At 72.2% G+C, this 12,002-nt stretch carries 12 protein-coding genes; 8 read left to right on the forward strand and 4 right to left on the reverse strand.

The genetic code is table 11. From position 1 onward, the window contains the following. Positions 1-5 precede the first annotated feature (5 nt). Genes E1283_RS04135 through E1283_RS04150 form a run of 4 tightly spaced genes read left to right on the forward strand, consistent with a single transcriptional unit; the run spans position 6 to position 3,823 of the window. The gene (locus tag E1283_RS04135) at positions 6-1,904 is read left to right on the forward strand and encodes an FAD-dependent monooxygenase (RefSeq protein ID WP_132816480.1); all 1,899 of its coding nucleotides are present in this window, start codon (positions 6-8) and stop codon (positions 1,902-1,904) included. Beyond that, positions 1,901-2,608, forward strand: coding sequence for an HAD family hydrolase (locus E1283_RS04140; protein ID WP_132816481.1), 708 nt, complete (start codon positions 1,901-1,903; stop codon positions 2,606-2,608). The genes E1283_RS04135 and E1283_RS04140 overlap by 4 nt, the downstream gene beginning before the upstream one ends. Beyond that, positions 2,605-3,648: a 3-oxoacyl-ACP synthase III family protein gene (locus E1283_RS04145; RefSeq protein WP_132816482.1), complete on the forward strand. Its 1,044-nt coding sequence runs from the start codon at positions 2,605-2,607 to the stop codon at positions 3,646-3,648. Before E1283_RS04140 ends, E1283_RS04145 begins: the two co-directional genes overlap by 4 nt. Further along, a complete protein-coding gene (locus tag E1283_RS04150; protein ID WP_132816483.1) occupies positions 3,638-3,823 on the forward strand; it encodes a hypothetical protein in 186 nt (61 codons plus the stop codon). The genes E1283_RS04145 and E1283_RS04150 overlap by 11 nt, the downstream gene beginning before the upstream one ends. A gap of 138 nt (positions 3,824-3,961) precedes the next feature. Here the strand turns inward: E1283_RS04150 and E1283_RS04155 are convergent, their stop codons facing one another. Further along, positions 3,962-4,576 (reverse strand): TetR/AcrR family transcriptional regulator, encoded by a 615-nt coding sequence (locus E1283_RS04155; RefSeq protein ID WP_165956006.1) that lies wholly within the window; start codon positions 4,574-4,576, stop codon positions 3,962-3,964. A gap of 155 nt (positions 4,577-4,731) precedes the next feature. Here E1283_RS04155 and E1283_RS04160 point away from each other — a divergent pair, with 155 nt between their 5' ends. Both E1283_RS04160 and E1283_RS04165 read left to right on the forward strand, forming a co-directional pair. Continuing rightward, a complete protein-coding gene (locus E1283_RS04160; protein ID WP_132816485.1) occupies positions 4,732-5,952 on the forward strand; it encodes an MFS transporter in 1,221 nt (406 codons plus the stop codon). Between the two features lie 175 nt (positions 5,953-6,127). Continuing rightward, on the forward strand, positions 6,128-6,847 hold the full coding sequence (locus E1283_RS04165) for a helix-turn-helix transcriptional regulator (protein WP_207930290.1): 720 nt from the start codon (positions 6,128-6,130) through the stop codon (positions 6,845-6,847). 86 nt (positions 6,848-6,933) lie between these two features. Here E1283_RS04165 and E1283_RS04170 read toward each other — a convergent pair whose 3' ends face one another. From E1283_RS04170 to E1283_RS04180, 3 genes are read right to left on the reverse strand one after another with little or no spacing between them, the layout of a single operon-like run. Further along, complete coding sequence (locus E1283_RS04170) at positions 6,934-7,686, reverse strand: succinate dehydrogenase/fumarate reductase iron-sulfur subunit (RefSeq protein ID WP_132816486.1); 753 nt, start codon at positions 7,684-7,686, stop codon at positions 6,934-6,936. Continuing rightward, the gene (locus E1283_RS04175) at positions 7,683-9,647 is read right to left on the reverse strand and encodes a fumarate reductase/succinate dehydrogenase flavoprotein subunit (RefSeq protein ID WP_132816487.1); all 1,965 of its coding nucleotides are present in this window, start codon (positions 9,645-9,647) and stop codon (positions 7,683-7,685) included. The genes E1283_RS04170 and E1283_RS04175 overlap by 4 nt, the downstream gene beginning before the upstream one ends. Before the next feature lie 8 nt (positions 9,648-9,655). Further along, positions 9,656-10,390 carry a succinate dehydrogenase cytochrome b subunit gene (locus tag E1283_RS04180; RefSeq protein ID WP_132816488.1) on the reverse strand — a complete coding sequence of 245 codons (735 nt, stop codon included), beginning with the start codon at positions 10,388-10,390 and terminating at the stop codon, positions 9,656-9,658. A 97-nt stretch (positions 10,391-10,487) separates the two neighbouring features. Here E1283_RS04180 and E1283_RS04185 point away from each other — a divergent pair, with 97 nt between their 5' ends. Next, positions 10,488-11,369 carry a LysR family transcriptional regulator gene (locus E1283_RS04185; protein WP_132816489.1) on the forward strand — a complete coding sequence of 294 codons (882 nt, stop codon included), beginning with the start codon at positions 10,488-10,490 and terminating at the stop codon, positions 11,367-11,369. A gap of 29 nt (positions 11,370-11,398) precedes the next feature. Beyond that, positions 11,399-11,986, forward strand: coding sequence for a helix-turn-helix domain-containing protein (locus E1283_RS04190; protein ID WP_132816490.1), 588 nt, complete (start codon positions 11,399-11,401; stop codon positions 11,984-11,986). Positions 11,987-12,002 lie beyond the last annotated feature (16 nt).

Raw genomic sequence — 12,002 nt, forward strand, 5'->3', positions numbered from 1 at the left:
GCGACGTGCCCAGCGGAGCGCCACCCACCACGACGGACGTGGCCATCGTCGGCGCGGGGCCCACCGGCCTGGTCGCGGCCTGTGAACTCCTCCGCCACGGGATCCGGGTCCGGCTGATCGACGCCCGACCCAGCCCCTCGGCCCACTCCAAGGCCCTGCTGCTGTGGCCGCGCAGCATGGACGTCCTCGACCGGCTCGGCGTCGCCCCCGAGGCGGCCGGAAAGGCCATCCCGTTACGGAGGTTCAGCTACTACTCCTCGGGACGTCCGGTCGCCCGCATCGACTTCGACGCCACCACCGTCCCGCAGTGCCTGCCGCAGCGCTCGACCGAGGAGGTGCTGACCAGCCTGCTGCACTCCCTGGGCGGCACCGTGGAACGCGGACACCGGCTGGTCGAGCTCGACCAACGGCCCGCCGGGGTACGGCTGGTGACCCACGACCAGGAGGGCGCCGCGCACACCCTCACCGCGAACTGGGTCATCGGCGCGGACGGCGCGCACAGCACCGTGCGCGACCTGCTCGGCATCGAGTTCGTCGGCGCCACCTATCCCAACGCCTTCATGCTGGTCGACGCGTTCGCCACCGCCCGCCGGCGCGGCGCCGGCGGCGAGCTGCTGGCCCGCGACATCGCCCACTACTACCAGTCGCCCGGCGGCGTCCTGGTGGTGGTGCCGCTCCCCGACGGCCGGTCACGGTTCTTCGTCAACGCGCCCGACGGCCACCAGACGGCCAGCCTCGAACTGCTCCAGGACCTGGTGGAGCGGCGCGGGCCGGGCGGCGTCGACCTCGCGGACCCGGAGTGGATCAGCACCTTCGAGGTCCACCACCGGCTGGTGACCCGGATGCGCGGCGGGCGCTGCTTCCTCGCCGGCGACGCGGCCCACATCCACTCGCCGGCCGGCGGCCAGGGCCTCAACACCGGCCTCCAGGACGCCCACAACCTGGCGTGGAAGCTGGCCGCCGTGATCACCGGGCGGGCCGGCCCGGCACTGCTCGACACCTACCACCGGGAGCGGCACGCCGTGGCCCGCCAGGTGGTGAGGGACACCGACATCCAGACCAGGGCCTGGCTGGTGTCGGCACCCTGGAAGGTGCGGGTCCGGGATGTGCTGCTGCGCGCCGCCGACGCCACCGGCGTCCTCACCCGCGCCTACGCGCCCGTGATGGCCGGCCGCCGCATCACCTACCCGCCGATGCTGCGCCCGCCGGGCCGCCGGGCCCGCCGCCACGGCGGCGTCGGCGGCGCGTTCCCGGCCGGCCGGCTGGCCGCCGGCGAGCCGGCCGACGCGTACCGCCTGGTGACGGTCGGCCCCGCCGCCCTCGCCGAGCGGGCCGCCGCCGTCGCCGCCGACTGGCCGGACCTGGTCGCCCACCGGACCCTCGACCCGGCCGGCGGGCCGCTGCCCTGCGCCAGGGACGGCTACTACCTGGTCAGGCCGGACGGCTATGTCGCCGACCACGGCCACCCCGAGGACCTGGAGTCCGTGCACGCCCTGCTCGCCGCCTTCCACCCGGCGTCCCCCACCTCCGAGGAGTCCGCGATGACCACCACCACAGAACCCACCGCAGGCGCCGCCACCCGTGGCGGGCCCTGGGTGGAGCTCGGCGCCGCGCTGGAGGTCGACGCCCCGGGGGCCCGGTCCTGGGTGGAACGCATCCCGCGCGGCGAGGCCCGGCCGCTCCACACCCACCGCAGGCCGTGGCTCACCATCGTCGTCAGCGGCGGCACCGCCCAGGTCAGCGGCGTCGACGACGCCGAGCCCGAGGACGTCGAACTCGTCACGGGAACCGTCAAGTTCAACCCGCTGCCGGCCGAGGGCAGCATCCGGCACGCGCTCCGCAACACCGGCGACACCGACCTCGTCCTGGTGGCCGTCGAACTCGGCGGGGGTGAGCCGGCATGACGGCGCGAGTCGGCTCGTCCGCCCCGCCGTACCTGGTGTTCTGCGACGTCGACGAGACGCTGATCACCACCAAGAGCATGTTCGACTTCCTGGCCTTCCACACCCCGCCCGGCGTCTACCGGCGGGTGGCCGGCGAACTCCGCTCGATGGCCGACCGCGGCATCCCCCGCACCGAGGTCAACCGCGCCTACTACCGGGCGTACCGGGGCGCCCCGGTGGCCGAGATCCGCGAGGCGGGCCGCCGTTGGTACACGGACCGCGCCGCCCGACCCGGGTTCTACGTGCCCGAGACGCTCCTCGCGCTCCGCGAACACCGGGCCGCCGGCGCCGCGTTGGTGCTGGTCTCCGGCTCCTTCGACGCCTGTCTGCGCCCCGTCGCCGAGGCCGTCGACGCCACGCACGTGCTGTGCACCAGGCCCCTGGCGGACGGCGGCCGCTACACCGGGGAGATCGAGACCCCGATGATCGGCGACCACAAACAGGCGGCCGTTCAGGCGCTGTTGGCCGACCACCCGGACATCGACCCGGCCGACTGCTACGCCTACGGCGACCACCCGAGCGACCTGCCGATGCTCGACTGCGTCGGCCACCCGGTCGCCGTCGGGGATCACCCCGAGGTGCTCGCCCACCTCGCCGCGCGCCGACGCCGCCGCGCCCAGGCCCGAACCACCGGACGAACCACCGCGAGAGGAGCCAGGGCATGACCGCCTTCCCCGAGGGCACCCCGGGCACCGGCATCGTCGGCGTGGGCTCCCACCTGCCGAGCCAGGTGGTGTCCAACGGCTACGTCGCCGCCAGGGCCGGCGTCACCCCGGAGTGGATCGTCCGCAAGACCGCGATCAGGGAACGCCGTTACGCCGGCCGCTACGAGGCGACCTCCGACCTGGCCGCCAGGGCGGCCGAGGCGGCCCTGGCCGACGCCGGCATCACCGCCGACCAACTGGGCTGGGTGGTGGTCGCCACCTCGACGCCCGACCAGCCGCAGCCCGCCACCGCCTGCCTGGTGCAGCACCAGATCGGCGCGGACGGGGCCGCCGCCTTCGACGTCAACGCGGTGTGCAGCGGCTTCGTGTTCGCGCTCGCCGCGGCGGCCCGCCTGATGTCCGGCAGCGGCGGTCACGGCCTGGTGATCGGCGCCGACGTCTACTCGCGGATCATCGACCCCAGCGACCGGAAGACGGCCATCCTGTTCGGCGACGGGGCCGGCGCCGTGGTGCTCGGCCCGGTGCCGGAGGACCGCGGCTTCGTGGGCGGCGGGATGGCCAGCCGGGGCGACCTGTCCGGGCTCATCCGCGTCGAGGCCGGCGGCAGCCGCGTCCCGGCGAGCAAGGAGAGCGTCGTCGACGGCTCGCACTACTTCCGGATGGACGGCCGCGGGGTCCGCGAGTTCGTCACCGACCAACTGCCCGCGGCCGTCGCCAGCGTGCTCGACGCCAACGGCCTGACCGGCGACGACGTCGACCACTTCATCCCGCACCAGGCCAACGGCGCCCTGCTGGCCGACGTCTGGCCGCTGCTCGGCCTCGGCCGCGCGCGCCAGGTGACGACGGTGGAGCGGCACGGCAACACCAGCGCCGCGTCGATCCCGATCGCCCTCGACCACGCCCGCCGGGAGGGCCGGTTCACCGACGGCGACCTGCTGCTGATGGCCGGGTTCGGCGGCGGCATGTCGATGGCGACGGCCCTGATCCGCTGGCATGGCCGGCCCGCGGCCGGCGGGGGAGGCGAACCTCGTGTTGCCTGACCCGCCGGGCACGGCGGCGTTCTCGCGGGCGCCCGGCCCCGTGCCCCTCGACCCGGTCTGGGGCCCGGGCCCGCCCTGCGCCACCGCCCTCGCCTGCTGGTCGATGGGCGGCGGCGAAGCCGGCCGCCAGGTCTGTCACACGGACTGCCCCGCGCTCGACGACGAGCGCGGCTGAGCGGGTCGGGCGAAGTCCGCCGGGGTTCGGCAGCGCCCCGAAGGGGCGCGGGGAAGTGATGCCTATGGGGGCACCTCCCAGACGGAGTCTGGGGGAGGCTTCGCCGCGTGGGCGCGACCAGCCACGACGTAGCCGCGGCTAGACCTCCCCACCGGCCTCCCCGGCCCGAGGGCCGCCCGGCGCGATGATGCGACGGGCGCACTCGGCGACGAACCGCTCGTGCTCCTCCAGGACCGCCTCGTCCGGCTCCCGCCCGAACAGCAGCCGCACGATCTGCGGCACCGCGAACCAGTAGTTGACCATCCCGAGCAGCACGATCATCAGGTGCCGGGGGTCGAGCTCCGGGTCGACGGTGCCGTCCTGCTGTGAGGCCCGAACGGCGTCGATCTTGTCGGCGAAGTGCGCGGCCCGCTCCTCGACCGCCGCAGCGCCGCGCATGTCGATGCCCTCCATCCCCTCCCACAGACACAGGCGCAGATAGCGCGGGTCGTGCCGGTAGTGCCGGAACAGGCCCGCCGCGTACTCGTCGAGCGCGTTCGCCTCCGGGGTGACCGTCTCGCCGTTGCGCCGCAGATACTCGCTGAGCACCTGCTCCAGCAGCTCCTCCTTGAGGCCGTAATAGCGATAGATCGACTCCTTGTTGGCCTTCGCGTTCCGGGCGATCCGGTCCACCCTGGCCCCGGCCACGCCGTGTTCGGCGAACTCGGCCAAGGCCGCGGCCATGATGCGGCTCTTGGTGTCCAGCGACGTCATATGCCCACTCCGTCCACGGGGTTGCCACACGGGAAACCATGCGGTTTCATGACGATAGCGCCCAACCAAACGGTTTGACTGTGTGGTTTGACTCCTTCGTCTAACTAACAAGTTGCAGCTGGGTAAACGACCCGGCCCCGAAGGAAGACGTTCGCATGCAGATAACGCCATCACCCCGCTTTGTCTGGCTGTTGACCCTCGCGTGCGGCCTGACGGTGGCGAACCTGTACTACACACAGCCGCTGCTGCACGCCATCTCGGAGAGCTTCGGCGTCTCCCAGGGCAGCACGGGCGCCGTCGTCACCGCGACCCAACTCGGGTACGCGGCCGCCCTGGTGCTGCTGGTGCCGCTGGGCGACATCGTGCCGCGCCGCCCGCTGGTCTGCGGGCTGCTGCTGGTCGACGCCGTCGCGCTCACGGCCAGCGCGGCCGCCCCCAACCTGCCCACCCTGATCGTCGCCGCCACCGTCGTCGGCATCAGCTCCGTGGTGGTGCAGATCCTCGTGCCGTTCGCGGCGTCCGTGGCCGGCGACGCCGAGCGGAACCGCGTCATCGGCCTGCTGCTCAGCGGGATGCTGGTCGGCGTCCTCCTCTCCCGCACCTTCGCGGGTCTGGTCTCCGAAGCGGTCGGTTGGCGCGCGGTCTACGCGCTCGCAGCGCTGTTCATGCTGCTGGCCGCGTCCGTGCTGTACCGGCTGCTGGGCCCGCGCCCGGCCGACCTCGCCATCACCTACCGGCAGCAGATGCGGGCCATCGTGGCCGTCGCCGCCAGTCAACCGGTGCTGCGCCGCAGGGCGTTCATCGGTGCCTGCGTCTACGCGGCCTTCAACTGCTTCTGGACCACGGTCGCGTTCCTGCTCACCGACGCCCCCTACCACTTCGACCAGGGCGCCATCGGCCTCTTCGGCCTGGTGGGCGTCGCCGGCGCGCTGACCACCAACCTGGCCGGCCGCTACATGACCGACGCGCGCCAGAGCGTGCTCTCCGGGCTGATGCTCTCCGCGTTGGCGCTCTCCTTCCTCGCCATGGGCGCCGGCGGGGAGAGCCTGCTCCTGCTGATCGTCGGCGTGTTGGTGATGGACGCCACCGTGCAGGGCGTGCACCTGCTCAACCAGGGCGTGATCTACGCCCTCCAGCCCAGCGCCCGCGCCCGGTTGACGGCCGTCTACATGACGAGCTACTTCATCGGCGGCGCGCTCGGCTCGGCCATCGGCTCGGCCGCCTACCAGGCGGCCGGTTGGGCCGGTGCCACGGTCGCCGGCGGCGCGCTCTCGGCGGTCGCGCTGGTCGCGTGGGCCGTCAGGGCCAGGCCCCCGAGGAAGAAGGAGACGGCCGGAGCACCGGCGCCCGAAATCGCCACGGCGCGCACCTCGTAGCGCCTTAAACGCACCTTTCCGAGACGGTGTGAGGCTTCTTGCAGGGTGAAATTCTCGGCATACTCGAAAACGATTTCCGCGACCTCAGCATGATGTTTCTCGCATTATTTTCATGGTCTGGATTTGGGTATCCCTTGGGGTAACCTTTAAGTGCACTCCAATGACCATGGCGTGCATGGCCAAGCGACTGGGGGTCGTTATGTTGGATGTCACGGAAAGTCAGGAGAGAGGGCTTGTCACCGGCCGGGTCACCGTGGGAATCGGGAATGGGTTGCTCCGCTTCGGGATCGAGCGGATGCTGCAACTCATGCCCCGCGAGCCGGAGATAAGCATGAGGTCGGGGCTGGCCGGGGCGCTGGCCTCCGACCTCGAGTCGGGCGATGTGCTGATCGCCCTGCTCGGCGAGGTCGACGAGGTGTCTGCCGACGAGCTGCGGGACCAGGCGGCCCGTGGCGTCGGCATCGTCCTGCTCATCGAGGACGGTGACCTCTTCGAGTTACCCAAGGTCATGGGGCTCCGTGCGGGATTCGTCAGGTCGAGCAGCGTCAACGAGTACAGCCTGCGCAAGGCGGTGGCCGCCGCCGCGGACGGCGGGGCCGCCGTCCCGGAGGAACTCGCCTACGATCTGGTGCGTTTCGCGGGTCGCCACAAGGCTCCACCACAGGTGCGTCTCCGACTCACCCCACGGGAACAGGAAGTCCTCGTTCTCATGGTCGAGGGAATGAGCAACAAGCAGATAGCTCGTGGCCTGCAGATATCCCAGAACGGAGCGAAACGACTGGTGGCGAACATCCTCGCGAAGATGGACTGCAACAACCGTACGCTCGCCGTCTCCAGGGCCCTCCGCGAAGGGCTCTACGAACGTTATGCGCACGCCCGCCCCGCTGCCCCGTAACGTCGGCGCCTTCCGTCACCCTCGGCGCGCACGTGAGCGGCCCCCGCCACCCCACCTGGCGGGGGCCGCTCCTCGTTCCGGCCGACTCAGTCGGGGCGGCCGCCCCTGCGGGTGGCGCGCAGGAACTCGCGGTTCATGGTGCTGATCGAGGACAGCGGGATGCCCTTGGGGCAGACGGTGGTGCACATCCCGGTGACGGTGCAGCCGCCGAAGCCCTCGGCGTCCATGGTGTCGACCATGTCGAGCACCCGGCTCTCCCGCTCCGGGGCGCCCTGCGGCAGCGAGTTGAGGTGGACGACCTTGGCCGAGGTGAACAGCATCGCCGAGCCGTTGGGGCAGGCCGCCACGCACGCCCCGCAGCCGATGCACTCGGCGTGCTCGAACGCCGTGTCGGCGGACGGCTTGGGCACCGGCGTGGCGTGCGCCTCCGGGGCGCTGCCGGTCGGCGCGGTGACATAGCCGCCGGAGCCGATGATCCGGTCGAACGCGGACCGGTCGACCACCAGGTCCTTGACCACCGGGAAGGCGGCGGCCCGCCACGGCTCGACGTCGATGGTGTCGCCGTCCTCGAAGCTGCGCATGTGCAGCTGGCAGGTGGTGGTGCGCTCCGGGCCGTGCGCGTCGCCGTTGATCACCACGCCGCAGGCGCCGCAGATGCCCTCGCGGCAGTCGTGGTCGAAGGCGACCGGCTCCTCGCCGCGCAGGATCAGCTCCTCGTTGAGGGTGTCGAGCATCTCCAGGAACGACATGTCGGGGGAGATGTCGGCGACCTCGTAGGTGGTCATGGCGCCGGGGGACTCCGGGTCGCGCTGCCGCCAGATGCGCAGGGTGAGGTTCACGCGTAGCTCCGTTGCGTGGGGTGGACGTAGTCGAAGGTCAGGTCCTCGCGGTGCAGGACGGGGGCCGCTCCGGTGCCCTGGAACTCCCAGGCGGCCGCGTAGCCGAACTCCTCGTCCCTGCGGGCCGCCTCGCCCGAGTCGGTCTGGCTCTCCTCGCGGAAGTGGCCACCGCAGGACTCGGCGCGGTGCAGGGCGTCCAGGCACATCAGCTCGGCCAGCTCCAGGTAGTCCGAGATCCGGTTGGCCTTCTCCAACGACTGGTTGAGCTCCTTGCCGTCCCCCGGCACCCTGACCCGGCGCCAGAACTCCTCGCGCAGCTCGGGGATCCGGCCCAGCGCCTTGCGGAGACCGTTCTCGTTGCGGGCCATCCCGCACTCGTCCCACAGCAGCTCGCCGAGCTCGCGGTGGAACGAGTCGGGCGTGCGGTCGCCGTTGTTGGAGAGCAGCCGGTAGAGCCGGTCGGTCACCTGGAACACGGCGTCGGTGACGGCCGGGTGGTCCGCCGGCACCTCGTCCCGCGGGTGGCCGGCCAGGTAGTCGGCCAGGGTGGCCGGCAGGATGAAGTAGCCGTCCGCCAGGCCCTGCATCAGCGCCGAGGCGCCGAGCCGGTTGGCGCCGTGGTCGGAGAAGTTGGCCTCGCCGATCGCGAACAGGCCGGGGATCGTGGTCTGCAGGTCGTAGTCGACCCACAGGCCGCCCATCGTGTAGTGGATGGCGGGGTAGATCCGCATCGGCACGCGGTACGGGTCCTCCGCGGTGATCCGGGCGTACATGTCGAAGAGGTTGCCGTACCTCGCCTCCACGGCCGGGCGGCCCATCCTGGCGATGGCGTCGGCGAAGTCCAGGTAGACGCCCTGACCGCCGGGGCCGACGCCGCGGCCCTCGTCGCAGACGTTCTTGGCGGCCCGGGAGGCGATGTCGCGCGGCACCAGGTTGCCGAAGGAGGGGTAGATCCGCTCCAGGTAGTAGTCGCGCTCGTCCTCCGGGATGTCGGCCGGGGCGCGTTCGTCGCCCGCGCGCACGGGCACCCAGATGCGGCCGTCGTTGCGCAGCGACTCGCTCATCAGCGTCAGCTTGGACTGGTGCTCGCCGGAGCGCGGGATGCAGGTGGGGTGGATCTGGGTGAAGCACGGGTTGGCGAAGTAGGCGCCGCGCCGGTGCGCCCGCCAGATGGCGGTGGCGTTGGAGTTCTTCGCGTTGGTGGAGAGGTGGAACACGTTGCCGTAGCCGCCGCTGGCCAGCACCACGGCGTCGGCGAGATGGGTGTCGACGCGACCGGTGATCAGGTCGCGGGCCACGATGCCGCGGGCCCGGCCGTCGATCACGATCAGGTCCAGCATCTCGGTGCGCGGCCGCATCTCGACGTTGCCGGCCGCGATCTGCCGGGAGAGCGCCTGGTAGGCGCCGAGCAGCAGCTGCTGGCCCGTCTGGCCTCGGGCGTAGAAGGTGCGGGAGACCTGGACGCCGCCGAACGAGCGGGTGTCGAGCAGGCCGCCGTACTCGCGGGCGAACGGCACGCCCTGGGCCACGCACTGGTCGATGATCTCCACCGAGACCTGGGCGAGCCGGTGCACGTTGGACTCGCGGGCGCGGAAGTCGCCGCCCTTGACGGTGTCGTAGAAGAGCCGGTGGATCGAGTCGCCGTCGTTGCGGTAGTTCTTGGCCGCGTTGATGCCGCCCTGGGCGGCGATCGAGTGGGCCCGGCGCGGCGAGTCCTGGTAGCAGAACTGCAGGACGTGGTAGCCCTGTTCGGCCAGGGTGGCGCCGGCCGCGCCGCCGGCCAGGCCGGTGCCGACCACGATCACCGTGTGCTTGCGGCGGTTGGCCGGATTCACCAGCTTCGCCTCGAAGCGGCGCCGGTCCCAGCGCTCGGCGATCGGCCCGTCCGGCGCCCTGGTGTCGCTGATCGGGTCGCCGACCGTGTAGTCGACGTAGGCGGGGTGTTCGCGAGAGTCAGGCATGGCGGTCACTACTCCACGATTCCGGTCATGACGCCGACCGGTACGGACAGGAAACCCACGGTCAGCAGCAGGGCGAGCCCGTTGGCGGTCGCCTTGAGCAACCGGTCGCGGGTGCGGCCGCCGGCGCCCAGGGTCTGGGCGGCGCCGTAGAAGCCGTGGCGGATGTGCAGGCCGACGGCGAGCATGGCGACGATGTAGATCGTGTTGCCGTACCAGGTGTGGAAGGCGGCGACGATGTTCTCGTAGGGGCGGCCGGCCTCGCCGTTGGGGTTCACCGTGCCGGTGGTCAGGTCGAGGATGTGCCAGACCAGGAACAGCGCGATGATCACGCCGCCCCAGCGCATGGTGCGGGTCGCGTAGCTGGTGCGGGCCCTGCGGTGCCGGTAGCCGACGGGCCGGGCGGCGACGTCGCGGCGGCTGAGCTGGTAGGCGGCCGTGGCGTGCCCGACGACGGCGGCCAGCAGGGCCACCCGCGCGATCCACAGGAACCACTCGTGGTGCAGCACCGGCTCGCCGACGGTGCGCAGCCAGTGCGCGTAGCCGTTCATCTCGTCGGGGCCGAAGAAGACCTTGAGGTTCCCGGCCATGTGGAAGACCAGGTAGAGGAGCATGATCGCGCCGCTGACGGCCATCACCGTCTTCTTGCCGACCGTCGAGCGCCAGAACCTCACGGGCGCGGACGGCGGTCTGCGCGGTGCGTTGGGCTTGGGGGACCGAGTCGGCGTGCGTGTCGCCAGAGCCATGACTCAGACGGTAGGAGGGACCCACGGAATCAGTCCAAGACATAGATCGCCTGATTTCGATAGGCGATGGCTATCGTGTCACCGTACGCTTTCGGCCATGCAACTCCAGCAGCTCCGCTACTTCACCGCGGTCGCCGAGACCCGGCACTTCACGCGGGCGGCCCGCAGGGAGCACGTCGCCCAGCCCTCGCTCTCCCAGCAGATCCGCGCCCTGGAGCGGGAGCTCGGCGCCGAGCTGTTCTCCCGGGCACGCGGCCACATCACGCTGACCGACGCCGGCGCCGCGCTGCTGCCGCTTGCCCGCCGGATCCTCGCCGACGCCGAGACCGCCCGGCGCGAGGTGCAGGAGGTCGCCCAGCTGCGCCGCGGCCGGGTGCGGCTCGGCGCCACGCCGAGCCTGTGCGCCAGCCTGGTGCCCGACGTGCTGCGCACCTTCCGGGACAGCTATCCGGGCGTCGACCTCAAGGTGCACGAGGACGGCTCGCAGGACCTGGTGCGGATCCTGGCCGCCGGGGAGCTCGACCTGGCGCTGATCATCACCCCGCTGCCCTCGCAGGGCCCGGCCCTGACGACCTTCGAGCTGCTGCGCGAGGAACTGGTGGTGATCTCCTCGCCCGCCGACCGGGCGCCGGGCGCGGGCGGCCACCTCGGGATCGGCGACCTGCGGGACCAGCCGCTGGTGATGTTCCGGCACGGCTACGACCTGCGGGAGCTGACGTTGGCCGCCTGCCACGGCGCCGGCTTCGAACCGTCGTTCAGCGTGGAGGGCGGCGAGATGGACGCGGTGCTCGGCTTCGTCAGGGCCGGCCTCGGCCTCGCGGTGGTGCCGAGCATGGTCGCGGACCGGTCGGGGCTGCGGGCCACCCCGTTCGCCCCGCCCGGGCTGCACCGGACGATCTCGGTGGCGCACCGCGGCGACGTCTCGCCGCCGCGCGCCGCGCGCGAGCTGCAACGGATTCTGATGACCCACCGCAGGTAGCATCCCATATCCGGGATAGCATCCCGGATATGGGAGAAGCGTTGTCGGGCCTGCCCGACTCCACCGACATCGACCGGCGGCTCGCCGCCCGGCTCGCCGCGCTCCGCCGCGCCCGCGACTGGTCGCTCGACGAGCTCGCGGCCCGCTCCGGTGTCAGCCGCTCCACGCTGTCCCGCCTGGAGCGGGCCGAGATCAGCGCCACCGCCGCCCAGCTGGGCCGGCTCGGCGCGGCCCACGGGCTCACCATGTCCCGGCTGCTCGCCGAGGTCGAACACGAGCCGCCCGAGCTGCTGCGCGCCGACCGCCAGCCGCGCTGGACCGACCCGGCCACCGGCTTCGCCCGCCGCTCCGTCTCCCCGCCCCAGCCAGGGCTGCGCGCCGAGCTGGTCGAGGGCACCCTGCCGGCCGGCGCCACCCTCGGCTACGACGCGCCGCCCGTGGCCGGCCTCGAACACCATCTGTGGGTGCTGGCCGGCGAGTTGGCGATCACCGTCTCGGACGCCGAACACGCCCTCGGCCCCGGCGACTGCCTGCGCTACCGGCTCCGGGGCGCCTCCCGCTTCCACTGCCCAGGACCGGGGCCGGCACGCTACGTCCTCGCCGTCGTCCTCCCGTGAGGCCGGACCCCTGCCC

This window comes from Streptomyces hainanensis (genome assembly GCF_004348415.1).
Taxonomy (GTDB): Bacteria; Actinomycetota; Actinomycetes; order Streptomycetales; family Streptomycetaceae; genus Streptomyces; species Streptomyces hainanensis.